This is a genomic window from Bacillus sp. JJ1773 (assembly GCF_036962035.1).
Lineage (GTDB): Bacteria > Bacillota > Bacilli > Bacillales > Cytobacillaceae > Cytobacillus.
Genome location: NZ_JBALNX010000095.1, coordinates 1 through 24,348 on the forward strand (window position 1 = coordinate 1; position 24,348 = coordinate 24,348).

Sequence of the window (24,348 nt, forward strand, 5' to 3'; positions counted from 1 at the left end):
GCTGACCTTATAATACGAAGGGCCAGATTGTTGAATAACGCGGTTGATGAGTTATACTAAAAGTCGGAAATAGATTGTAAAGAATTATACTTAAACTAACAAGACAGAATAGTTTAATTCAAGGAAATAAGTTAAATTTTAATGATAAATACTGTAAAATTTACTTATTACTAATTAAGGAAAAAATATCCTTATAGGATAGATAATAAATTCCATATAGAGGTGGATTCATATGCCTAAAATTGACAATATACTAGCAATTCTATGGATGCTTAGTTCAGGTGAAAAAATTACTGCAAAACAAATTTCAGAAAAGTTAGAGATGAATATAAGGACTGTGTATCGTTATATTGATACACTTTCAACAAGTGGTGTACCTATAATTTCAGACACAGGACATAACGGTGGATACACTTTATTGAACAATTTTATTGAAGCTCCTCTTTTTTTTGATTTTGAGGAGCAAACCTCACTATTTCACGCTGCTGTTTTTGCAGAAGAAGCCGGATATTATGGAGGTGAAGCACTAAATAGGGCTATTTCAAAGCTAAGCAAATATTCAAATCAAGAGCAGGAAACAAAGATAAACCAACATTTAACCAGTCTTGAAGTAATAAGTCGATTAAGTTCCCTCTCTATGGAACCTTTCTTGAAGGAGTTGGAGCAGGCCGTAGCTGATGGATACTCTACTAAAATTCTATACCATAAAAGTGGCGAAGAGCAATCAAAGTATAGATTGGTTGATCCGTACAGAATTATTTATTGGAATAATAAGTGGTATGTGATTGGATTTTGTCATCTTAGGAATGATATTCGTAGTTTTAGAGTAGATCGAATTGAAAGTCTAATGCTAACCGAAAATAAGTTTAACCGGCCAGAAAATTTTTCAGCACGTGACTTTTTTATGAAAAACCTCCTTCCAACTATAGAAGATAAGGAAGGGATTATCCCTTTGGTTATTAATGGAAACGCAAGGGCGTTGGGTGATATTTGCCAACATTGGTTTTTAGGACATTATTTACAAGAACGGACATCAAATCAAGCAGTATTTCTTCTTGAAAAAAATATGATACATACATATGTACCTTATTTACTTTTACCGTACGGTAAATCTATTCAAGTTATTGAGCCAATAAGTCTTAAGAAAAGACTTATTGAAGTTCTGTCGGAATTAATAAAATTTCATCAAGTATGATAACTTCCCTGACGTTAGCTGTCAGGGAAGTTATATTATAATAGGCTATATCAATTGTAATTGGAGTGTTAATGGATGCAAAGAAAAAAAGTTTATCTTTATGTATTTAATACAATGTCAGACTGGGAATATGGATATTTAATTGCTGAACTAAACTCAGGAAGATTTTTCAAAAAAGATTTAGCACCTTTAAAAGTAGTTACAGTAGGAGTTAATAAAGAAATTATTACTACGATGGGAGGTCTGAGCATAAAACCAGATATTTCCCTTGATGAATGTACTCTTGAGAGTAAAGATCTTTTAGTTTTACCTGGAGGGAATACTTGGAGAGAAGATATTCATCAACCTATCTTGAAAAAAACTGGCGAAGCTTTAAAGCTTGGGACTATTGTTGCTGCAATTTGTGGTGCAACTGAGGGACTAGCGAATATTGGATACCTAGATTCTAGAAAGCATACAAGCAATAACTTAGAGTACATTAAAATGGTCTGTCCTAATTATAAAGGAGAAGAATTTCATGAGATGGGACCTGTGGTATCTGGTGAGAATTTGGTCACTGCATCAGGAGTAGCTCCTCTGGAATTTGCGATGGAAGTACTGAAAAAATTAGATGTATTTGCACCAGATACATTACATTCATGGTATAACCTAAATAAGACTCATAAACCTGAATACTTCTTCCAGTTAATGAATTCAATAAATAGATGAGCGAAAAAAATTAACTTAGCAGTTTTAAATTAGTTAAAATAATTACCATGCTTTAGACGATGTCAAAGCATGGTTTTTGTATATAGCTTAAAAATGTTTATGGAAGTAAAAAACTTACAAAGCACACCCTGATGTTGTTATTAATAGAACTGGTAACTAAATCTCTTTTTAATCTTATTGAACAACGGTGGGCTTTTTTACTTTGGTAATAATGATGGAACGATCTTCAAGAATCGGGCGCTTTTCTTTAGTAACGAATAAGCCCAATTTCTCAGCATTGAAAATTGGGCTTTTTAATATTGATTTCCTTAACGTGGTAAATTCACATTTTGCTAGTGGTACCTATGGCGTTTTCCCCATAATGAAAAAACCGAGTTAATATTCACATGTAAAGATAGCTGGCTTTAAAGCTGGATTTGCAAAACCAAAGTGACAGGTCTTGAGTCCCCAAATCTTTTTTATTGCTGCTTTGTTTTCTTATTAGAATTATTTCTTAATTCTATCTTAGTCCATTCTTCTTTTGGAATGTCTCTATGTTTATAATCAACAACCTTAATATGGCTACCTTGAATTTGAAAAGTAATTGTTTCTTCACCATAAGGTGGATTATGTGCCCCCTCGAAAGTTTGAACTTGAACAGTTACATTTAAGTTGAAATTTGTCTCATCTCTCTCTATTTTAAGGATTTTCTCGAATCCCCGATCCCACAGTTTAGGTTTATAATATGTTTCAATAGCTTTACTTATTGGGTCTACTAAGCGTTCAATCAATGCTTCTTTAAGTAATTGTTTTGGAACTGGTATTCGGTTAATTTTCTTTCTTTTAACATCAACAATTTTCCACATATCTTTTAATGGGCCACTTGTTTGTTTTTCAACAGTATAAAGTACATTAGTTCCATCTTCTTTCCAAAGGTGAACATAACCTTCGTTACCCTTGATATATAGTCGTGGTTCATCAATCCATTCTTCTTCCAACTGAATAATTGTAAAATATAATTGGGCAAGTGGTGTTATTTTATAACCCAGCTGATTAAAATCACCAAATCCATAGAGTAGATAACCTGTTAAGTCAATATCGAAATTCATACTACCATTGTTGCCTTTTTGTACAGTTGCATGGGCTGTGCAAGGCATAAAAATACTCATAAGAAGTACAGTAATTACAGAAATAGCGGATAACTTTGGTCTCATATTCAATCACCTCCATAATATATTGTGACAACAGAGGTGAAGTTATTTTTTACTCAGGGCAAAAAAACTTGTTCCAGAATAGGGCCATTTAATTGAGGAAGAGGTTGCATTAACCCCAACTTTTTTATGTAGCATCAAGCACAATTGAGAGAGCGTAATAGTTGACTTAGTAAAACATCGCAAAAAAGGATTTGTACACCTGAAAAGTGAATGATATATATAAATATATATATTTTGAAGGGAATGAAACATACATGAATTACAATATCATCTCAACACTAGACGAACAACAAATCATAGAACTCTACGAATTATACCAACAAGAATGGTGGACAGATAACAGAAAGTTTGAAGACGTGTTGGTAATGCTTGAAAACACAGACATCCTCATTGGAATATGTGAAAATAAAACTAATAGACTCATTGGTTTTATACGTGTTCTTTCAGATTTTGTCTATAAAGCCTTAATATTCGATGTTATTATCCATGAAGAGTACCAAGGAAAAGGTTTGGGACGAATATTGTTAGATCAAGTAACGACACACCCTAAACTTCAATCTGTGCAACACTTTGAATTGTATTGTAAATCTGACAAAATATCTTTTTATGAAAAATGGGGATTCAATAAAGAAATTGGTGATATTAATTTCATGAGAAAAACCGTCAAATAGAAAATCTTCACTTCCGATAACGGAGATTATGTGAAATAGGCATACAAATAACTGTGCTTTCCCTATTTCTCAATATCAGCTAATAGAAGAGTTGTTGATTATTCCATAATCGGGCGCATTTCTAGAGCAGGAAATGTGCTCTTCTTAATGAATTGGGGAATTATAATGACAACAGAACCATATAAAATTAGGAAAGGAGGAGGGTCATAAAATGCAGATAATGAACAATTATTTTCGTGCACGTGCGAGTATGGTGTACATGATGACCAATAATGAAGTAATGAATCAAATCATTGCCTATTACATGGACATGAATGGAATGCTCACCTTTGTGGGTTCCTACCCAACTTATGGAAGAGGTACTGGTACAAAGGAAGTTTCCACTGCAACAGCAAATGATGGCGTCGATCCCCTAGCGTCACAAGGGGCCCTAACTTTGTCCCGTGATGGACGTTTTCTAATTGCAGTTAACGCAGGCAGCCATAGTATCAGTAGTTTCATCATAACCGACAGCGGGGCACCTGTACTCGTGGATATAAAGCCATCAGGAGGTGCTCAGCCCAATAGCGTAGATGTGTTTGGTAATCTTCTCTATGTCTCCAATGTAGGTAATGCCGCAAACAATTTTGCATCAAATATCACTGGCTTTCACATAGATGATAACGGAAGCCTTACTCCTATTCCAGGATCCACCCATTCTCTCAGTACCTTCAATGCTCAACCGGCGCAGGTTCTCTTCACTCCGGATGGCAGTAAAATCGTTGTCTCTGAGCTTACATCAAACCATATCAGTGTATTCCCTGTAAATAAAAATGGTACGGTTACAGGACCAATCGTTAATGATTCTTATGGTCAAGGACCATTGGGAGTTTATTTTCTATCGTCTGGAATCCTCTTAGTTACAGAAGCAGTTTCAAATGCACTGTCATCTTATTCATTGAGCAACGATGGTATCCTTCATGTGATTAGCGGCTCTGTACCAAACGGATATCAGACTGCTTGTTGGGTTGTAACAACGAGGGATGAACGTTTTGCATATACTACCAACACCTTAAGCGGCACCATCTCCACCTACAGAATTGATCCCAATGGAGCACTGTCGGTGGTAAGGCATATTACCAGTACACCGCCAGGTACAGCACCAGGCCTGCCGATGGATGTTGGAGTGAGTAAAGATGGACGGCATTTTTACACCCTTAACGGAAATCAAGGAACAGTGTCAGTATTTAATATTCAAAAGGATGGTAGTTTAGCAAGATTGCAGGTTGCTGCATGGACTAATTTTCCTTACTTTGGGTCACAAGGTTTAGCAGTTCTGTGATTCATTTGGGTTCACCTTACTGGGTGGAATAGAAAAATACGGGAGTTGTTAAAAACAAGGTACCGATTTACTGGTGGCTTTTGTTATGAGACAACATAATTGCCAGCAAGATTGTGAAAAAATGTACTTGAGCTCATTATAGTAAGGGAAAAGCGAAGGACATCCAGCGCTCAGTAATAAACTAACTAGTTTATATCAATATGGAAAATTTACAGTGGCACCAATTGAAAAAATTTGATGTCATTATTAAGTTTACTAAATGATGAGGTGAATTTTTTAAGAAGGAAATTATTTGGAGTCATTGTTTACCACTATTTATTAAAACTACTTAAAAAATATCCAGAATTGAAAATAAAAAAAGAGTGCGACTTTTTGAGTCACACTCTTTTTAGCGAATTATCACAGTAACCATTATCATAAAGTATATACTCGTTACAAATAAGCAACTAAAAAGAAAAGATATAATAATCGATGCTTTTTTTAAAAATGATAATACAATTAACCCCATAAATAGAATAGAAAGAAAAAAGAACCATACTGTATTTAAGTTCACAAAAAAGCCAATTGTAGTATCAGAATCGATTATGCCATCGTGAAATAGACTGAATAAAGGTGATATCGCATCACCCGTTAAATAATTCCCATGAGGCGGTGATTGTTGCGAAAAAACTGCTGTAATTGTAAAGATTGTAAATAAAATAAAGCCTTCTACACGAATCCAAGGGATTGGATTGAATGTAGCATCTTTTGAAATTTTATATTTTACAATGAAACCATTCACTAATGCATAAAAAACAAGTGGCAGTAGGAATAAATGTTTCATTAATAACCCTTGTCCATATGAAACCAGCCATGAACCAATATACCCATCGACCATTATATCCATCAAGAAAACACCACTAAGAATTGTAGCAACTAAACAGCCAAAAGCAACCTGGGAAAACCAGCTTAAAAATTCAAGCCAATTTTTATGATTGAGCGAACACCAGCCAATCATAAGTAGAATTCCAACCCAAACACTGACAGCTGCTAAATGAATAAAGTCGCTGATAATTCCTATAATTGGATCAACAGCACTCGCATGGCTTGACCAAGCAACTGTTAATATTAATCCAAATGTTAGAAATGCTCCTAAAATAGAGAAAATGTTCTTTTCAGTAGATTTCGCCAAGGCAATTAATAGTATTAATACACTAGAAACGAGAAGGGTAAAATCCCATGCAGTCCCAATTGTATAGGTTGTTAAAACAATTATTAACGATTCAAATAAACCTAAACGTGGAGCAATATATAACGTAATATCAAGTACAGGAATAAATGCGAAAACAGGTAGCATAATGGCGCTAATAAGTAATAAGCGCTTTGGAATTTTTATATCAGGACGATATTTCCTTGGGACAAGGAGAAGAAAAAAACTTCCTACTAAGACCGAAAAGCATAAATATAAAAGTGCCTGACTAATAATTACTAATATACCCATTTATTATTTCTTTCTTTTAGTAAGTAAGAAGAAACCACCTGCTACTATGATAACTAAAAGAACAATAAGAATAGCTGTCATAGAAGATGATTCTTTCTCCACTTCATCCGCTGAAGCTGCTTTTTCTTGATTTTCTGTCGATTGCTCAGCTGATTCAGTTGTTTCTGACGGTTCCTTTGTTACTTCTTCCACAGATTCAGGAACTGGCGCATTTACAGTAAATGAGAATTCACCTTCTAATGGGTGACCGTCTGCACTAATAATACTCCAATTTACTTGATATTCGTCATTTGGAAGTGGCTCAGCAACAGTACCTGTTAATGTACCATCACCAATAATAATATCTTGTAGTTCGATTGCTTTCCCCTCTTCCGTTTTTACATCTATAAAGCTACCTTGTTCAATTTTACCATCAAATTCAAGAACTATTTCTTTTAATGGTTCCGTTACAACATCACCATCTGCTGGATTTGATCCTCCTATATGCGAGTGAGCAAACGCACTAGTAGAAATAGACATTGCTAGTAAAACTGCTGCTGCGGTAAAAATACGTTTCAAAATAAATCCTCCTAAACTTCCCTCTAAAATATAAAATAAATATTACTATTCATTTTCATCAATTAGTATATTACAAAAATGTGATTTTTGTATGAAGTAACATTTGTAAAATAAAGGAAATTTAGCGATCACCCAACTACTGTATCAAATTTTCATTATAAATGCTCCTGGAATTAGTGTTGGTGGAGTAAGAGACTAAAATACATTCAGAAGAACTCAACGAACATTATCACCTATTAGGAATTGCATTTTGCAAATGATTTTGAGGAAGTACAAAAACTTATATTAGACGGCAATGAAGACAATTTTACAAAAGAAGATTTTGACTCATGACTTCTCCAAGAACTGAAAGGTTAAAAATTCTTGTGGTTGAAGAATTACCAGATAATACGAGTCATTAAAAGATACATTTGTAGGAATGAGGTTATTGTGCTAAAGGGTGCTATAGTTGAATAAGACCATACTACGAAAAATAGAACTTCCAAATAATTGGATGTTCTATTTTTTCTCGTTATAATATCAACATTAAACGTTAACAGAGCCTTATGATAAAATGTTTTGAAATACTATCAAAACTTTTTTATGAAAAGGAGAAATACAATGGAACAACAAACCACTATTCCGAAATCAATTGATGAATATATTTTACAATATCCTCAAGAGATTCAAGAAATACTAAAAACAATAAGAAAGGTTATAAAGGAATCAGCGCCAAATGCTGAGGAAAAAATAAGTTATGCAATGCCTACTTTTGCTTTAAATGGAAATCTGGTACATTTTGCTGCATTCAAAAACCATATAGGGCTTTATCCAACTGCAAGCGGAATTAATACATTTAAACAGGAATTATCGGGATATAAGACATCGAAAGGCGCAGTGCAATTTCCAATAGGAAAACCCATCCCTTATGAATTAATTAGTAAAATCGTAAAATTTAGAGTTGAAGAAAACAAAAGAAAAGCTGAAGGGAAAATAAAAAAGAAGAAATAATTTCATTGTTATAATTAGGAGGAGAGTCGCTTTCTTTCCAATATCAAGAAGATAATGATTGTGCAGAAATGTACTTAAACTAACGAGTGCTTTTTAGTGAAAAAAAAAGACTGTCTTTTTGACGGTCCTTTTTTGTGAGATTAACACAAATACATTTTTGTAAAGTGCCTCTACTTATTTATAGAATTATTATTGCTCTCATCACGATTTGTGGAAGCTGTTTTGTCATCGACTTCAGCCCCCTCTACGATCTGGTTACCAATAGCACCGCCTGAAACACCGCCTATTACAGTACCAATTAGTCCAAATGGAGCACCTATCATAGCACCCGCAACGGCTCCATTAAAAATTCCTGTTGCTTCACCAAAGGCACTCGCATCTTGATTAGCACTACTACCAGCTTGATTGTTGCCACTTTCTTCTACATTTCCACCAAAGTTATTGCGTTCGTTACTCTGATTCATCTATTCACTTCCTTGTTTATTAATGGGGAAAATGCTAATGATGAAAGCACACCATCCCAAACATATACTACCCAGCTGAAGTAGTTTTACTCACTATATGTTGGTTCAAGATATAGTTGTCTTATCGGCAGCCATTTTTTCTTCTAACGGGTAGCGATTGTTCAACAAGAACAGTCGCTTTTTCACCAAAGGGGCAAGTTAGTTCAATTATGAAAATTATGGAGTCGATTAAAGGAGAAACATATAAAGAGAGGGAATTGTTTACTCATCAGAATTTGGGAGAGTGATTTTTAATGAGTGAGAAATTATTAAGGGTCGGAACCACATATATTCCAGTAACTAATGTGGAACTATCATCTGAATGGTATGTAAATAAATTAGATGCTGAATTAAGCTATAAAGATGAAGATAAAGCAATTTTAAATCTTGCAAACCAAAGCATTTTTCTTGTTAAATCAAAAGAACATCAAAGTTCCAATTTTATTGATATTTATGGTGAGGAATGTTTTTCTTTAACATTTGAAGTGAATGGTTTAGTTGCTTTTGAAACAATACATAGGGATTTTATAGGTAAAGGGATTAAAGTTGGAGAAATTGAAAACAGAGGTCACTCTGGAAGGAATTTTGTTTTTTACGATATAGATGGGAATAAATTCGATGTATGGAGTGAGCTGAGTCCAATTTTCAAAGAAAAATATTTAATCTCACAATAATCAAGAACTGTTATTTATTGTTGTGCTATCGGGTGCGTTGATCCAAGAAGGGATAAACGCTTTTTTGTTGAAGTTATTGTACTAAAGGGGCAGTAGATTTGAAGTAAATGGGGGAGAAAATTCGATGATTACAAAGAAAAGAACGCTAAAAGATTGGATTATTTACTTGGTAATCATATTAATAATAGCTGGTGGATTATTCTATCATGGATATTTCTTTAAACCTAAAAACTCACTTGAATTGTATCAAGAATTAACTTTTTCAGACAGCTTTAAGGAAGTTCAAAAGCTATTCTTAGACGGTTATGAACGTAATTTTTCGAGAGAGGATTTTAACTATATTCAAGAGAATACAGCTAATAGTGTAGGACAATTCACACTTTTTGAGTTTAACGAAAAGTCTTATGTAATTATGACTTCACGAGGAACTGCAAAGTTAAAAATTCATTCAGTAGAAGAATTACCAGAGGATATTAGAAAATTCTTTATGGAACTATCAAGTTAAGATATTTCAATGGAGTTGATCAAATGAAACGGTTTATTCTATTGTTGGGAATTGTGCTGATTCAAAGTTTTTTATCTGCATGTTCAGATGATAAATATGATATGGAATACGAAGCTCAGCTTGAAGAGAAAGATATGGAGATTAGTAAACTAAAAGAAGAGCTTAGATTAATTAACGATGAATTGAATAAAGAAAGAACGAAATTAACAGACGCTTTTAGCAATCTTTCAAAGTTTGACCATAAATCAAGGTTAATCTTGAAGCATATTGCAAATAACGAATTCGATAAATTAAGAAGTGAATTTGATGTTAATTTTGAGGTTATTGATGAAAAGATCTATTTTGCTGAACTGAATGACGCTCCACAAGAACGGTATTTCCCAAAAGAAATTGCTGGATTACCTATGTATTTACAATTTTATCTCCCACAACCTGAAAATACACAAGTCGGCTATTTCCTTTATGGTTATGACCAATATGGTAGTGAGAGAAAGTATGAAATTGTTTTTCTGTTTGGGAATAACGAAGAATTTAAGTATGTAGGTACAAATTAGGAGAATGGGTTAGTAAAGAAAGTATTATATATTAATGTAACGGGTAGAATTAAATGAAAAAAGGAGAAATAACTATGACAAAACAATTTTGGATCAACTTGCCAGTTAAAGATACAAATAAATCAAAAGAGTTTTATAGCAAACTTGGATTTTCGACTAATACACCACTTGGCAATAGCGATCAAGTGCAATTAGTCATCGGAGATAATAATGCTACCGTAATGCTTTTTCCTGTTTCCACTTTCAAAAATTTTACCAAACATGAAATAGTCGATACAAAACAAGCTACTGAAGTATTATTTTCCATTGATGCAGAGAGCAAAGAAGAAGTAGATGAAATAGCAAAGAGGGCAGTAAAGGCTGGAGGTACAATTTTTGGTGAGCCCTCGGAGAACCAAGGTTGGATGTACGGCTGCGGTTTTGCTGATTTAGATGGTCACCGCTGGAATGTGTTGTATATGGATATGAGCAAGATGCCGAAAGAGTAAGAAATAGAAAGCTAAATCTCTTATTAAGCTAACGAGTGCGTTATTTTAACTAGACATGTATTTATGATATTCCACAATCAGGCGCTTTTCTTCAATATCCCTAATTATAAAAAACATACTCCATTAATAGAATTTTTTAATTGCCAAATACATGATTCGTTTTTGTAGGAAATCAAAAGGTGGGATGATATAAATGAAGGAATGGTGGCAGCGGAAGAAAAGCAAAACAAGAAAAAGCAGAAAGAGCAGGGATCATTATAACGTATTAGACTTTTTTCTTGACGTGCTATTTTGGATACCGGAGTTGATATTATTCCCTATAAGACTAATTTTCTGGTTGCTAAGGGGCATAATAAGATCCATTGGGGATATTTTTTAAAGCCTTATTATTATTCGCTCTTATCCTTTTCGAGTAATTCAATAATCCTGTCAAGTTTCTTTTCTAAAGTCACAATTTTTTGGTTCTCTTGTTTTTTATTCTTAAAAAACCTTATTACATAAACCATTAGAACAATAAAAATAAATACCCAAATTAAGCTAAAAGCCTGAAAAAGTATATCACCTAAATTGATGTTCATAATTTATCCCTCCTCTATGAAGTTTATCAGATTTGGCTTGGTAAAATAAACATATAATTTTTTTCAATTATTATAAAGAGCCTTTCCTTATAGGGAGGCTCTTTACTTATATCTACTTTAATCTTTTCTTACGAGTAGTGAGCAGCACTTCACATGGCTTGAATAGTGATCACAGCCACAATTAATGCAGCAGTTACCTACTCTAACTACTTCGTATCCCTCTTCTTCTTAACGGTCCCTATTCACAATATAATTCAATAAATGCTTCAGAAAAGTGGTATTGCGCGGCACCTCTTTCAACACTTCCATGGCAAGACAGTAATGTTCCCACATTTCTTTTCTAGCACCAACAACACCAAGGATGGACACAAAAGTCGAATTGTTGTTTTCCTTATCTTTGCCAATGGGTTTTCCGAGTTTGACCAGATCTCCTTCAACATCAAGCAGATCATCCTTAATTTGAAACGCAATACCGGCATGATAGGCGAATTTTTTCAAAGCTTCTATTTCCAACTGCTTTGCTTGGGCGAGCATGGCAGGCATGATGAGGGACGCTTCGAATGCGATCCCAGTTTTATAAAAGCTCATCATATTCAATTGTTCCAGTGTCAATGTTTTCCCTTTTGAATCCAAGTCCATCGCCTGTCCTTTACACATATCCTCTGTCATTTGGGCCGAATATTGAATCAGGGCAAGCACCGTTTTTGAATCGAATTGGTCAAGTGATGCTTGCTCCCGGATTGCCTTCTGGGTTAGAAATAGACCGGTTAATTCTGTTATAGCAATGTTATACACATGATGAAGGGTTGGTCGTCCCCTGCGGATGGACGCATTATCCTGGGATGGCAGATCATCGAAGATTAGGGATGCGGTATGCATATATTCCAATGATCTCAGAAGCGGAACGATTGCTGAACTTTTTAATCCATATTCGTTAACGCCCATGACCCAAGTCAATATAGGCCTCAATCGCTTTCCATCGCCTTCCAGACTGTAATTTGCAGCATCAATGATTGGATCTTGCATAATAGAATCATAATCGTTTTTAGGAATATGTAAGATGTTGTTGATCTGATTGCGAACGGTATCGATCGTATCTAAAAATCCTTCTCGCTCTTTACTTTCATTTTTCAGATGGGTAATCATCTGATCTCTAAGCAGTTTATCAAAGAAATCCACATCATCCGCTTTTCGAACCATTTTTTGAATGATCCGATTGAACTTTGGATTTCCAGAAGCAAATAACTCCATAACCTCGTTGTATTTCTTTGTGCCTATTCGCACTTTAAATCGTTTCAGGCTATTTATTGCACGATCCAACATCACCTCACGAGTCATTGTATCTGAATGATACACGTTATGGATCAAATGGGAGATGACCGTCCAGTATAATTCAAAGGGATTGATAAGATCTGGACGTTTATCATGATATTTCAAATAATAGGTATAGGGTGTTACTGCACCGTCCTTCATGTCATCAAACATATCTGCAAAATCATCAGCCAGCTGATTGTAAATGCCATAAAAAAATGTTCTGTTGTCAAATCCCTCATCCTCTGGAGCACTAAGGACTGAACGGACAATCAATCTTGAAGAAGAAGATTTTAAAATGATTGGTATATAAAGCTCTTCATTGGTGTAATTTGCATTTGATAGATCTTTTACACGATCGACTTCCTGGGAATTAAAAAACACATAAGATTGCTCGAAAAATGAACTGATTGTCTCTTGTCGCTGGTGGGCCTTAATATACTCGAAAGCAGCTTTAAGTTCCGAATGAATATATCGAATCAAACCCTTGTTTTTTCCAGTCCATTCGCCCAATTTCGGCACAGATCCTGTAATAAGTGTAGTACGTATCAAATCGGAATATTGTTTTTTCTCCTTATCGGATAAGATTCCTGAATCCAGCAGATCGTCAATGAAGGGATAAGTCAGACCATAAGAATAGCCTAGCCTCATAGCCTTATCCAGTTTTTGAGTACGTTCCTGAGGCGATATCTCATCGCCCATTTCTTCAATCTCGTGCATCAATACCCCAGCAATGATTTTAATAAGTTTCCGCTGAGCTTGCTCCGCATCCATCCCCTTTGGAATATGGGAGGATACAGTCTTTAGTTTGTTCATCAACCAGATCATCGTGGATTCAATGCCTTCCTTCTGGGCCATCCGGTATAACCGGGCCATGCTAAACATCTCCGTTTTGTCTCCTCGGTCTGTTGTCAGATGACTTTTTAAATTGTCCACAACACGCCGAACCCTAGTCTTTGTGTCAGATGAGTCCAACCTTTTGCCCAGATCCCGCAAGAAAATATAGGAGATGCTTCGATCCAGATAATGATCTAGTTTACCTGTGTAATCCAGCCACTTGATATAACTGTGATAATCCCGAGAATCAGGTTTTCCCTTTCTACGCGAAAATAAGGATAATAATGAATGATGATGAATATGATCTTGTTTCCAGGATTGTATATCTTTTATCAAGGTAGATACATAAATCTTTTGCCTGACTTGCTCATAAAGTGATTGAAAATATTCAGCTGCCTTTTGCTCAGCCAGCCGATAACTTGCATCGGCTTTTTTCCTTAACTCCTCATTCATACCATTACCTCTGCTTCATGTTTTCTTATATATATGCTATATAATCCAACCAATATTTTAATCTGAGCATCATTCAAAGCATTTTTCTTTAAAACTAACAAAAGATAAACCCAAAAAACATCTTTTATCATCAGAAAAAATGTAGACTTTTAAAAGAACTGCTGTTTTTTTCTATAACTTGTCTTCAGTTTCTAGTTTACATCCATTTCTTAATCTTCAAAATCAATTTGTATTAGGACTATATAACATTCTACTTTTCGAAGGGGATTTTCAACATTTTCCCCTTATCATTCCTCAAAATCTGTATCTGGCAATTAATTGATGCATGTCCTGTCGCATAGTCGACACTAGTACGTCCTGTATGTCGGGGGTAGGCGCTGGAGCTAGACATTACAAAAAGCCCTTGCATAGATTTCAAGGGCTTTTTCCATAACTATTTAAACGGCTACTTTGTTTTTCGTATTTAATTCAATAATCGCTTGTTGTTGTTTCGTTTCATCGAATTCCTTCTCGCTTTTAGCAATAGCAATTGTTGCAATACCGTTTCCAATTAGGTTTGTGATGGCTCGACCTTCACTCATGAAGCGGTCCACTCCAAGTAATAAGGCCAGACCCTCAACTGGGATGATCTGCATAGCCGTTAGCGTTGAAGCAAGAACGATAAATCCGCCCCCCGTAACAGCTGCCGCCCCTTTAGAAGTTAACATTAAGATTAAAATAATCGTAATTTGCTGTCCGACGCTTAAATCAACTTGGAAAACCTGAGCAAGAAACACTACAGCCATAGAGAGATAAATAGAAGTTCCATCAAGATTAAATGAATATCCTGTTGGAATGACAAGTCCTACTACTGACTTCGAGCAGCCGAACTTCTCCATTTTATCCATCATTCGTGGAAGAACGGATTCAGATGAACTCGTGCCTAGAACGATTAATAGCTCTTCTTTAATGAATTTTAAATACTTAAATAAGCTGAATCCATACATTTTACAAATGATATTTAAGACCCCAAATATAAATAATGCCATTGTTGCATAAACGGACAACATTAACATAGCAAGAGGCTTCATTGAAGCAATGCCATAATTTCCAATCGTAAATGCCATTGCTCCAAAAGCACCGATCGGAGCAGCTCTCATAATATAACCGATAATATTAAAGAAAACATGCGAAATTTTATCAAAGAAATCAATGATCGGCTTGCCTTTTTCCCCAAGAGCTGTTAATGCAACCCCGAAAAGAATGGAGAAAAATAAAACTTGAAGAATATCCCCTTTGGCAAACGCATCAAACATATTGGATGGAACAATATTTGTAATAAAGTCGATCCAATCAATTTTTCCGCCGTCACCAGTTGTATATTGAGAGACATCCCCTTTTTGCATCTTATCAAAATTCAGTCCCGCACCTGGCTTGATAATATTAACGACAAATAGACCAATTACGAGTGCTAGCGTTGTGACAATTTCAAAATAGATAAAAGCCTTCCCGCCAACTTTTCCAACCTTTTTCATATCGCCCATTTTTGCAATTCCGAGAACGATAGTTAGAAAAATAATTGGGGCAATAACCATTTTAACCCCTTTAATAAAGGTATCTCCCAATGGCTTCACTGATTTTCCGACTTCCGGCCAAACTAAGCCGACAATCACACCTAAGATGATGGCAATAACTACTTGAACTGTTAAGTTTTTAAAGACCTTCTTCATTTTTTCTCCTCCTTCTCAAACGTATCAATCTTGTTTTTTTCATGATAACGTTTTCAAAGGGATGTGAGAAGGTTTTGAACATTTTGGACATTTTGGTCTTTTTGGTCTCTAGAGCGTTTATTTAATGATGGAATATCGATTTACAGGCCTGCCGACACCGCCATATTTTAATTCAATTTTAATTTCACCGAGCTTCACTAAATATTCAAGATAGCGGCGAGCCGTCACGCGGGCAATGCCCACCCCATCGGCTACTTCCTCAGAGGATTTAGCTAATTCTTGTTCATGTAAATAGGCAATAATTTGCCTATATGTAACTTCATTCAGTCCTTTTGGCAAATCTTTTACATTATTTAACTTCTTCGATGTGGAGGGGGAATGCAGAAACTCGTCAAGCTGCTGCTGAGATAACGACAGCTCATTTTTAACCTTTGAGTGATAAATTTTATATTTTTCTAAAGCCTTCTGGATCCTATCGAATTGAAACGGCTTAATAATATAATCAAAGGCTCCATTTTGGAGAGCCATTTTCACTGTTTCATGGTCATTCGCCGCTGTTACCATAATCACATCGACACTTTCTTGCTGGCTGCGAATTTGCTGAAGGGTCTCGAGTCCATCCTGCTCTGGCATAAACACATCGAGAATAACAAGATCGGGTGAATGCTCCCTTATTTTTTGGAGACCTTCCATCCCATTGCTTGCTACTCCGATTACTTTAAATCCTTCTATTTTCATGACAAATTGCTTATTCACTTCTTGCACCATCGGATCATCTTCAATGATTAGAACGGTAATCATTCTTCCTCCTCCAATCCATTCATTGGAAAACTAATAAAAAAACTCGCCCCTTCTCCTTGATGAGAAACTACATTTAATTCCCCTTTTCCTTTTTCCACAATCTGTTTTACGAGATGAAGACCTAAACCAAATCCTTTTTTCGTAGAAAACCCATTTTCAAATATTCGGTGCATCTCTGTTTCACTAATCCCGTGCCCATTATCTTCAACAAGAATAGCACATAATTCATCATCCTGTTCAATACTAATATCAATCCTTCTTTCTCGATGTTCGGCTGTTTTTAAGGCAGCAATCGCATTTTCAATTAAATTTCCGAGTATGACAACGAAATCATGATGATCTAAATGCTTCGGAAAACGACTTAAATGGCTTTTCCGGTCAATGACTATTTCAATCCCTAATTCTTTTCCGCGGCTTACTTTCCCAAGCAATAAACCAGCAAGATTATCATCAAGAATATTCTCATTTAAAAATCTCGCGAAACTCCCTTGTTCCTCATCTAATTGAAAGATATACTTTAGTGCCTGTTCATTATTTCCTAGTTGAATTAATCCTGCAATCGTATGAAGCTTATTAGAATGCTCATGGGCTTGTACTCTTAACGCTTCTACAAATTCCTTTACCCCAGTCAATTCCTCCGCCATTTTCGTCGTCTCTGTACGATCTTGAAAAATAGCGACCGCCCCAACTAACTGCTTATTCACTTTAATCGGGACACGATTGCTCATAATCACGTTCCCTCGGACTTGGACTTCCTGATTAAATACTGGTTTATCTAGTTCAAGGATTTCTGGCAGCCTCGTGTCCGGGATCACATCCCAAATGCTTTTCCCAATAACATCCCCGTGGACATTCATCATTTTTTTTGCCTTATCATTAAAGATCGTGATCATTTCATGCTTATCAATTGCGATGACTCCCTCATGCATCGCATGAAACGTTGCTGTACGCTCTTCAAGAAGACGAGCGATTTCATAAGGCTCAAGCTGAAACATTTGCTGTTTAATATGTTTGGCAAGGAAAAATGAACCTATTACGCCAAGCAGAAGGGTCAAAAACATAATGAATAGAATCTCATTTTTTAGTGATAGTAATGTTTCAAACATCGTCGGTAATACATTCCCAACAACAACGACCCCTACTTGCTCTAATTGGTCATTTTTTATTGGAGCAAAGGCACGTACAGCCATTCCTACTTCACCTTTAGCTTTTGAAAGATAGGAATGCTCTGCAAAAGCAGGACCAGCATCTTCTCCTTTTGAAACTGTTCCTAACATGTCCTTTACAGGATGTGAGTAACGAATCCTTTCCATATTTAAGACGGTCACATAATCCGCATTATTAATATTGCGGATTTTTTCAATAGTAGGATCCATTTCAATCCATCCATTTGGTTCCGTAACATGGCGAATGACATCTGGAAGCTGAGCGACGGTTTTTGCCGTAATCATCGCTCTTTTTCCATACTCTTCTTCCTCAAGCTCCACAATATTTCCTATTAAAATAAGGCCGCCGAGCAATAATGAAAAAAAGACGATGCTGAATGATAATAATGTAATTTTGGAACGAATCGGCAGCCGCTTAAGCGACATGTGCTTCCCCCCTTTATTCAAGACATACAATGTTGTACAATTAGTCGTTTTATTATTTAATTAGAATAATAGAAAACATTCGAGGTGTATAGATGAAGAAGCTGTTCGGAATATTTATTTTTATTATAGCAGGATTTAGTGCAGCTTACCTTTTCGGATCTAGCGGTCTTCACTTCATGAAAGAAGTTCCCTTTGATGATGAGCAGACGGGAATGAAGGAGCAAATAATCATTCGTTTTAGTCATGTTGTGTCAGAAAATACACCAAAGGGGCTTGCAGCAGGGCGGTTTGCTGACCTTGTTCAAAAGAAATCAAATAATAGAGTCAAAGTTGTTGTCTTTCCAAATGCCGAGCTCTTTTCTGACGAAGGTGAGCTGAATGCCCTTCAATCTGGACAAGTACAGATGATTGCTCCGTCAACATCTAAATTAGGAACGCTCTCTCCTGAATGGCTCGTATTAGATTTGCCTTATGCCTTCTCCTCAAATGAAGCGGTTAAAGAAGCGTATGAAGGAGAGATTGGCGAAGCTTTATTTGCCGACTTAAAAAAACAAAATATTGAAGGTTTAGCATTTTGGTATAACGGCTTTAAACAAATGACAACAGTGAAAGGGACAATCATTCATCCAACAGATGTAAAGGGCCAAGTTTTCCGTATCATGCCTAGCAAAGTGATCGAAAAGCAATATGAAGTTCTCGAAGCCGCTTCCCGCCCAATCCCTTTCGACCAAACGTATCATAATTTAGAAAAAGGAACGATTGATGGAGAAGAAAATACGATCTCGAATATATATTCTAAAAAATATTATCATGTTCAAAAATACATGACGATTACAAACCATGCTTATTTAGGCTATGCTGTCTTGATGAATCGAGAATTTTGGAATGGTTTGCCGAGCGAGATTCAAGACATCATTCGGGAAGCAATGGTCGAAGCGACAGATTGGAATTGGCAATATTCGATTGACATGAATGAATCGAATCTTCAACAATTAAAAGAGAATACTAGTATGCAAATTTACGAGTTAACTCCAGCGGATGAAACGGAGTGGAGAAATAAACTCAAAAAAGTGGATCAGCATTTCTCGCCAATCATCGGAGAAAGCATGATGGAACGCTTGCAAAAAATAAAAAATAAATTCGATGGGAGAAGCTCCAGCGCCTTGCCCAGCGCTGGAGTAATGGGATGCCTATGTCCGACTTAGCACTCCGAATGGCTATATCAATGAACCCGTGAATTCCAGAGGTTTTTAGGAGGAATGAGCCATTATAAAATTTCAAAGGACATGAAAATTAAATCGCTCGTTATTGAACAAAAACAATATCCATTCGGACTAAATCCATCTGTTCTAATTTCAAGAGGTTCAGGTGGCAGCATAGGAGTCACAGGAGAGGATTGGCAATTTGCCTATAAAGAAAATGGTTGGAGAGAAATGCTGTTTCTTCATCCAAAGGTTGCTTATAAAAAATATAAAAATGATGAAGAACTGATTAATAGTATGCAAGGGGAAAAAATATATGAGGTAGCACTCTCCTTTGATCAGCCATACAAACTAAGTTAATTACCTTTTAATGAGCTTCCCGAAATGACTTGGTTTTGGGTAAACACTTATAGCAATAGCCAATTAAACACATTTCAACAAGAGGCTATGGAATATGATTGGTCTGCAACGTTTATTAGGGAGAATGAAGCATTAGACTTCTCTATAAGAAACTCTTATACTTCAACGACAGATTTGGCATATGAATATGATGCGTTCCTAAAGTTACTGAAAATGAGTACTTTCAGCGAACACAAGAAAGCTTACAACACTATGAAAGATATTAAAATAGACGATGTAGAAATATTAGGGGTAGTTGCTTATGGGACGAAGGATGAAATATTAGAAATAATCAAAGAGCCTAGCATCAAAGCTGCTTCACTAGGAGGAGTCATTGATAATTTTTAGTGAATACACTAGTGGCTCAGTATAGGGCATTACTACAAAACGGTAATGCCTTTCCTTATTGAAGTAATGGGTAGCTTTAACACAACAAGGAATACAATTAAAGAGCCTTAAATATGCAAGTTTCTATGCATTTCTTGTATATATAGGCTCATTTTCTAATACTGCCAAAAACACGCAAAATCCTAAACTTTAAGTAAAACACATTATACCCCAATTAAAAATCCCTCGAAACAATTGTCTGAGGGAATAAAAAATCAATTGAATTTAATGTAAAACACCTTGAAACCAAAATTTTTTAGTAATTTTTACGGAATTTAGGATTATGGTACCTATTCATTTCCTTAGCCTTACCTTATATCTGAGAACTGTTCTTAATTTTTCCGGTTCTACCCTTCTAAAATCAGATAAATAAATTTCTCGATGTGTTAAACAGGCTCTTTCAAATTGATTGGTGGTTAAAAACTCATTCATTCTCTCAAAAGTTTGTGGTTCTTCATCATATGAGCCTAAATGGAGCATTTGTACAGACAGACCGTCTTCAATTGAATCGAATGTCACCTCTTTTAGCAACGGATGTGGTTTCTTTTTCCTTACCCTTTCCATCGCTCTCTCTACAACTTCTTCCGTTACAAAGTCTGGTTGTCTGATCATAATCGTATATAGCAATTCATTTTTATCTAAAGTTTCTATTTTTCTTCCTTTCTCTGTTAAATCCCATATCCCTTCTAAAGGGTAAACGGTATATTCGAAATAGCCATCTGGAGTATATCCTTGTTTCGGCATCATTCGAATAGCGTAAGCCAATGAATAAAGAACTCCTATTCTTTCGGAAAAATCCTCTTTATTGGGATCCCCTTTTCCCTTTATCATAAGAAAGTTTTGCTTTGGAACTGTGACCAATTCAGGTTTTTGCTTAGGCATATATAAATCTTTCTCGTTTTTTCTCCATTCATATTTCATTTAGAAAACTCCCGCAATATAATTATTAAAACAACATGAATGTATAGCACTTTCATTGAAAGTCTCATTTCAGATATCGATAATCAGATTAACCTATTATTAGAAAAATACAAAAAGAAGGTTCAACTGTAAATGACGAGCTAGGTATAACAAAGAGACTGCATCGGTGATTATAGCGGCAATAGGTGCCAATATGCATCAGTTTCCCTCATCAAAACATTTAGCATCTTGGGCGGGCTTATCTCTAGAAAATCATGAGAGTGCAGGTAAAAGAAAAAGTACAAGAGCGGTTACATCTAGAATTCATATGCCAATTTTAATATACATCAATAAATTTTTACCGAACAAATTACTTTTCAAGGATGGCTTTGATTTTTTTCAAATCCTTCATGTTTGCTCTCCTCATCATAGTGGTCATGAAAAGGGACATAATCTTATTGAATCCTTTTGGGTTACCTTTATTTCTTAAAGTCATCCGAGTATGATTTTCATCTATTGCTTGCCATGTATAGATAGTCTCCATTGGAAATGGACCATTCGCTGTCCTCATCACAAATTTTTTCATAGGAATAAATTCAACAATTTCATACACATATGCAAGTTCCCTGCCAAGAAAGGTCGCTTTAAAAGCAATTTGTGAGCCTAATGTCAGTGGTTTTGGTGTTTTCCATTCTACAGAATGTATATTGACATACCATTCTGGAGCGTGATCAGGGTTTGTTGCATATTCTGATACCTTTGAAATAGGACAATTTATTGTAATCTCCGTTAGTACGTCTACCATCTTGGCCTCCTACTTTATTTCTTTTCTACGTAATTTTTAAGTAAAGTTCCAAGTAAATACTTCCAGCCTTTGGAGTGCTCCTCTTCCCAATGCTCTTGTATTACACCAGAGGCTGCATGGGATAGTTGAAGCAACGTTCCTCCTTCTTTTTCAAGAAGACGATACGTATAGGCACTGTTTACCGCTCCTTGCATGCCAAGATGGCCATGCAAGCGAATTTCTGCAGGAGCATTTACATAATAGACATTCCCCCAGATTGCTCCTTCAGTTTCACCCCATTTTTCAATAAATTGTCCGCCAGGGACGGGATCAAATGTAAAGTGGGATGTTACTCCTTTTGGAGCTAGACGAAATTCCCACCAGTTTTCCACCGTTTCAGTTAAAGCTTTGAAAACCTCTTCGCGTGATGCTTCCAGGAATAACTCCTGTTCAATTCGAAAATCCTTCTTTGTTTCCATCGTATCATTTCCTCCTTTTTCTTGTACTGCCGCCCGTAAGTTTAACAACGAACTGGCAGTAGTTTGCATATATTTACCTACCCAGCGGTTATGCATTTCTTGAAGAGGTATGGCATTAAGGAAATTCCTTTTATACTTTCCTTCACGCCGTACTACCACCAAATTCCCATCCTCTAGAATCTTTAAATGCTTCATAATGGCATACCTGGTTACTTCCGGAAAATAGTCGTCTAGTTCTCCAGTTGTTTTCGGTGAAACCTTAAGAATATCGAGAATTCTCCTTCGGATCGGATGTCCTAATGCTTTAAAAACGGTTGAGAGTTCTTCGTCCATCCAATCGATCCTTTCATTAAAATTTATTAACACGTGACTAAAAGGTCACGTGTTAATCATGTGACCTTATGGTAACATTTCGATTAACACCAGTCAACGCTACAAAGATAAAAAAAGAGAACAAATCTTAGTTTGTCCTCTTCATCTTAATTATTGAACTCTTACATGAAAAATCCGTGAATCGTACCAAGCAGTGTGAATATGATTAAATGGTCTCCTATTGCAACCAGAAATGACTTCTTAGACATTAAACCAAATAACGTATTTTTCAAATAAACCAATGAAATCATTAAGCCTATGATGAAACCGATTCCTACTCCTGCTAGAAAATGATCGGATCCGACTGATTGAATGAGTACACCTACTAAGAATGAATTAATAAATGCAAGGATGATAGAGTAGATATATTTAAATGGACCGGCGCTTTGATTTCCAAGAATACTTTGATTCTTGTTTTTATTTGATAAAACGACAGAGTAATAAATTCCTCCGTAAACCATATAAACAATTCCTCCCACGATTATGGGCAGGTACTGAAGGCTTCCAAAATCAATAAACATTAAATGATTTCCTCCTATTTCGGTTCTATTGCTAAACAAATCGCCTTAATTTTGCATTCGATTGAAAGCGATCCTTCTATTGGCTCGAGTTCGACCAATTCGATTGGATTTCCCAAATATCTGTATCCACTTTTCGGCAGCCAAAAACTGTATAACTCCGAATAACACTCTATTAATTTGCTTCTCTCACTATACATTACTGGCTCATCAAATTCATAGACGACATGTTTACCACCCTTAAATAGATAAGTAAGTCCATCATCTACTTTTGAAAGATCCTCTTCATATATTGCAATACGGCAATCATATCGGCTTTTTTCAGGTGGGGTGATATATGGGTTATTTCTAGGAACTCCAAATAGAAACGTATTGTGTTTTAGTAAATCTCTAGACTTTGACCAATGATAAAGGTCCTCCCAAACACCAGGAATCCCGCGTGTATAAGGGCCAACACTTTGTCTATTTACAGTTGCGCAAACTGGCATTTCAATTATTTTTACTTTGGTCAAGTCCAACCATTTAAACTCATTATATGTGTTGCTTTGATTTTTATCTTTCATATTATTGCTAAAAAGTTTAGATTTCTTGCTATCCTGGTACTCCCTTGGAAACCGTTCCATATAGGCTCCTTCACGCCATTTCTTAGGACTCGTCTTAAAATACTCATTAAATGAATAAGTAAAGTAAGACAGTGACGAAAATCCACACATGAATGCAATTTGAGTAATAGGAATTTGCTGCTCATAAATTAAAAAATGGGCAGCATTCTCAAGCCGTAGTCTTTTAATATAACCGGCAGGTGTCTCACCCGTAATGGCTTTAAATGTACGCTGAAAATGATAAACCGAATAGGTTGAGGCTTTAGCTAACTTTTCAAGAGGAAGTGATTCGTTTAGATGTTCATCTATATATTCAAGAACTCTATTGATCTGTTTTTGCTGTTCTTTCACTACCATATCCATATCTCCTTAATTGATTCACTTTCAATCCGTTATATTACATTTTTCCTATACTAATATTATCACTCTTTCGATTTCGTTTTATCGAAAGTTTTCTATTTACGTACCACAAGGAATATGAGATCGAAATGAAGCAGAAGCCATTAGAGCTGAATTATTAGAAGTTGTTCAAACACAGTATAAACAAAAATTGGATATGAAGGAGGTTAAAAAACATATCTTGG

At 35.7% G+C, this 24,348-nt stretch carries 27 protein-coding genes; 13 read left to right on the forward strand and 14 right to left on the reverse strand.

The features are described 5' to 3' along the window. Positions 1 to 232: 232 nt before the first annotated feature. Entirely contained in the window at positions 233 to 1,195 is a 963-nt protein-coding gene (locus tag V7127_RS22430; protein ID WP_053477974.1) for a helix-turn-helix transcriptional regulator, read from the forward strand. 75 nt (positions 1,196 to 1,270) lie between these two features. Then, positions 1,271 to 1,903 (forward strand): type 1 glutamine amidotransferase family protein, encoded by a 633-nt coding sequence (locus V7127_RS22435; RefSeq protein WP_335489839.1) that lies wholly within the window; start codon positions 1,271 to 1,273, stop codon positions 1,901 to 1,903. Between the two features lie 458 nt (positions 1,904 to 2,361). On the opposite strand, the gene V7127_RS22440 is transcribed toward V7127_RS22435, so the two are convergent. Further along, entirely contained in the window at positions 2,362 to 3,096 is a 735-nt protein-coding gene (locus tag V7127_RS22440) for a DUF3888 domain-containing protein (protein ID WP_335489842.1), read from the reverse strand. 254 nt (positions 3,097 to 3,350) lie between these two features. Here V7127_RS22440 and V7127_RS22445 point away from each other — a divergent pair, with 254 nt between their 5' ends. Together V7127_RS22445 and V7127_RS22450 are read left to right on the forward strand one after the other, a co-directional pair. After that, positions 3,351 to 3,767, forward strand: a complete 417-nt coding sequence (locus tag V7127_RS22445; RefSeq protein ID WP_335346635.1) for a GNAT family N-acetyltransferase — start codon at positions 3,351 to 3,353, stop codon at positions 3,765 to 3,767. 211 nt (positions 3,768 to 3,978) lie between these two features. Further along, positions 3,979 to 5,088, forward strand: a complete 1,110-nt coding sequence (locus tag V7127_RS22450; protein ID WP_335346636.1) for a lactonase family protein — start codon at positions 3,979 to 3,981, stop codon at positions 5,086 to 5,088. Between the two features lie 388 nt (positions 5,089 to 5,476). On the opposite strand, the gene V7127_RS22455 is transcribed toward V7127_RS22450, so the two are convergent. Together V7127_RS22455 and V7127_RS22460 are read right to left on the reverse strand one after the other, a co-directional pair. Continuing rightward, positions 5,477 to 6,568 carry a copper resistance D family protein gene (locus tag V7127_RS22455; protein ID WP_335346637.1) on the reverse strand — a complete coding sequence of 364 codons (1,092 nt, stop codon included), beginning with the start codon at positions 6,566 to 6,568 and terminating at the stop codon, positions 5,477 to 5,479. A gap of 3 nt (positions 6,569 to 6,571) precedes the next feature. Further along, entirely contained in the window at positions 6,572 to 7,126 is a 555-nt protein-coding gene (locus tag V7127_RS22460) for a copper resistance CopC family protein (RefSeq protein ID WP_335346638.1), read from the reverse strand. Positions 7,127 to 7,726: 600 nt separating this feature from the next. Here V7127_RS22460 and V7127_RS22465 point away from each other — a divergent pair. After that, the gene (locus tag V7127_RS22465; protein WP_335489846.1) at positions 7,727 to 8,116 is read left to right on the forward strand and encodes an iron chaperone; all 390 of its coding nucleotides are present in this window, start codon (positions 7,727 to 7,729) and stop codon (positions 8,114 to 8,116) included. A 170-nt stretch (positions 8,117 to 8,286) separates the two neighbouring features. On the opposite strand, the gene V7127_RS22470 is transcribed toward V7127_RS22465, so the two are convergent. Next, positions 8,287 to 8,580 carry a hypothetical protein gene (locus V7127_RS22470; protein WP_335489849.1) on the reverse strand — a complete coding sequence of 98 codons (294 nt, stop codon included), beginning with the start codon at positions 8,578 to 8,580 and terminating at the stop codon, positions 8,287 to 8,289. Between the two features lie 293 nt (positions 8,581 to 8,873). Between V7127_RS22470 and V7127_RS22475 the strand changes: the two genes are divergently transcribed. The 4 genes from V7127_RS22475 (at position 8,874) to V7127_RS22490 (ending at position 10,840) form a co-directional block, all read left to right on the forward strand. Beyond that, entirely contained in the window at positions 8,874 to 9,293 is a 420-nt protein-coding gene (locus tag V7127_RS22475) for a VOC family protein (protein ID WP_335353523.1), read from the forward strand. Between the two features lie 124 nt (positions 9,294 to 9,417). After that, positions 9,418 to 9,798 carry a hypothetical protein gene (locus V7127_RS22480; protein WP_335489852.1) on the forward strand — a complete coding sequence of 127 codons (381 nt, stop codon included), beginning with the start codon at positions 9,418 to 9,420 and terminating at the stop codon, positions 9,796 to 9,798. Positions 9,799 to 9,821: 23 nt separating this feature from the next. Next, positions 9,822 to 10,352: a hypothetical protein gene (locus V7127_RS22485; protein WP_335489855.1), complete on the forward strand. Its 531-nt coding sequence runs from the start codon at positions 9,822 to 9,824 to the stop codon at positions 10,350 to 10,352. A 74-nt stretch (positions 10,353 to 10,426) separates the two neighbouring features. Then, entirely contained in the window at positions 10,427 to 10,840 is a 414-nt protein-coding gene (locus tag V7127_RS22490; RefSeq protein WP_335489858.1) for a VOC family protein, read from the forward strand. Positions 10,841 to 11,229: 389 nt separating this feature from the next. Here the strand turns inward: V7127_RS22490 and V7127_RS22495 are convergent, their stop codons facing one another. The 5 genes from V7127_RS22495 to V7127_RS22515 all read right to left on the reverse strand — a co-directional run bounded on the left by V7127_RS22495 (position 11,230) and on the right by V7127_RS22515 (position 18,121). After that, complete coding sequence (locus tag V7127_RS22495; RefSeq protein WP_335489861.1) at positions 11,230 to 11,418, reverse strand: DUF4083 family protein; 189 nt, start codon at positions 11,416 to 11,418, stop codon at positions 11,230 to 11,232. 228 nt (positions 11,419 to 11,646) lie between these two features. Beyond that, positions 11,647 to 14,019: a polyprenyl synthetase family protein gene (locus tag V7127_RS22500; protein WP_335489864.1), complete on the reverse strand. Its 2,373-nt coding sequence runs from the start codon at positions 14,017 to 14,019 to the stop codon at positions 11,647 to 11,649. Positions 14,020 to 14,456: 437 nt separating this feature from the next. Beyond that, a complete protein-coding gene (gene dctP, locus V7127_RS22505; RefSeq protein WP_335344312.1) occupies positions 14,457 to 15,728 on the reverse strand; it encodes a C4-dicarboxylate transporter DctP in 1,272 nt (423 codons plus the stop codon). A gap of 117 nt (positions 15,729 to 15,845) precedes the next feature. After that, a complete protein-coding gene (locus tag V7127_RS22510) occupies positions 15,846 to 16,529 on the reverse strand; it encodes a response regulator (RefSeq protein WP_335489867.1) in 684 nt (227 codons plus the stop codon). After that, positions 16,526 to 18,121: a sensor histidine kinase gene (locus tag V7127_RS22515; protein ID WP_335489870.1), complete on the reverse strand. Its 1,596-nt coding sequence runs from the start codon at positions 18,119 to 18,121 to the stop codon at positions 16,526 to 16,528. The genes V7127_RS22510 and V7127_RS22515 overlap by 4 nt, the downstream gene beginning before the upstream one ends. 92 nt (positions 18,122 to 18,213) lie before the next feature. Here V7127_RS22515 and V7127_RS22520 point away from each other — a divergent pair, with 92 nt between their 5' ends. From V7127_RS22520 to V7127_RS22530, 3 genes are read left to right on the forward strand one after another with little or no spacing between them, the layout of a single operon-like run. Continuing rightward, on the forward strand, positions 18,214 to 19,326 hold the full coding sequence (locus tag V7127_RS22520; protein WP_335353515.1) for a DctP family TRAP transporter solute-binding subunit: 1,113 nt from the start codon (positions 18,214 to 18,216) through the stop codon (positions 19,324 to 19,326). Positions 19,327 to 19,380: 54 nt separating this feature from the next. Beyond that, the gene (locus V7127_RS22525) at positions 19,381 to 19,683 is read left to right on the forward strand and encodes a hypothetical protein (protein ID WP_335347416.1); all 303 of its coding nucleotides are present in this window, start codon (positions 19,381 to 19,383) and stop codon (positions 19,681 to 19,683) included. 24 nt (positions 19,684 to 19,707) lie between these two features. Beyond that, positions 19,708 to 20,070: an anti sigma factor C-terminal domain-containing protein gene (locus V7127_RS22530; protein WP_335489874.1), complete on the forward strand. Its 363-nt coding sequence runs from the start codon at positions 19,708 to 19,710 to the stop codon at positions 20,068 to 20,070. 333 nt (positions 20,071 to 20,403) lie between these two features. Here the strand turns inward: V7127_RS22530 and V7127_RS22535 are convergent, their stop codons facing one another. Continuing rightward, a complete protein-coding gene (locus V7127_RS22535; RefSeq protein ID WP_335489877.1) occupies positions 20,404 to 21,030 on the reverse strand; it encodes a GyrI-like domain-containing protein in 627 nt (208 codons plus the stop codon). Positions 21,031 to 21,196: 166 nt separating this feature from the next. On the opposite strand from V7127_RS22535, the gene V7127_RS22540 reads away from it, so the two are divergent. Next, complete coding sequence (locus V7127_RS22540; protein ID WP_335489880.1) at positions 21,197 to 21,499, forward strand: transposase; 303 nt, start codon at positions 21,197 to 21,199, stop codon at positions 21,497 to 21,499. Here the strand turns inward: V7127_RS22540 and V7127_RS22545 are convergent. From V7127_RS22545 to V7127_RS22560, 4 genes are all read right to left on the reverse strand, one after another. Then, on the reverse strand, positions 21,380 to 21,814 hold the full coding sequence (locus V7127_RS22545; protein ID WP_335489883.1) for an SRPBCC family protein: 435 nt from the start codon (positions 21,812 to 21,814) through the stop codon (positions 21,380 to 21,382). The two genes, V7127_RS22540 and V7127_RS22545, sit on opposite strands and share 120 nt — an antisense overlap. A gap of 14 nt (positions 21,815 to 21,828) precedes the next feature. After that, on the reverse strand, positions 21,829 to 22,605 hold the full coding sequence (locus V7127_RS22550; RefSeq protein ID WP_335489888.1) for an SRPBCC domain-containing protein: 777 nt from the start codon (positions 22,603 to 22,605) through the stop codon (positions 21,829 to 21,831). A 161-nt stretch (positions 22,606 to 22,766) separates the two neighbouring features. Further along, entirely contained in the window at positions 22,767 to 23,165 is a 399-nt protein-coding gene (locus V7127_RS22555; protein ID WP_335347421.1) for a DUF1761 domain-containing protein, read from the reverse strand. Between the two features lie 14 nt (positions 23,166 to 23,179). Continuing rightward, positions 23,180 to 24,121, reverse strand: coding sequence for an AraC family transcriptional regulator (locus tag V7127_RS22560; protein WP_335489891.1), 942 nt, complete (start codon positions 24,119 to 24,121; stop codon positions 23,180 to 23,182). Positions 24,122 to 24,348: the final 227 nt, after the last annotated feature.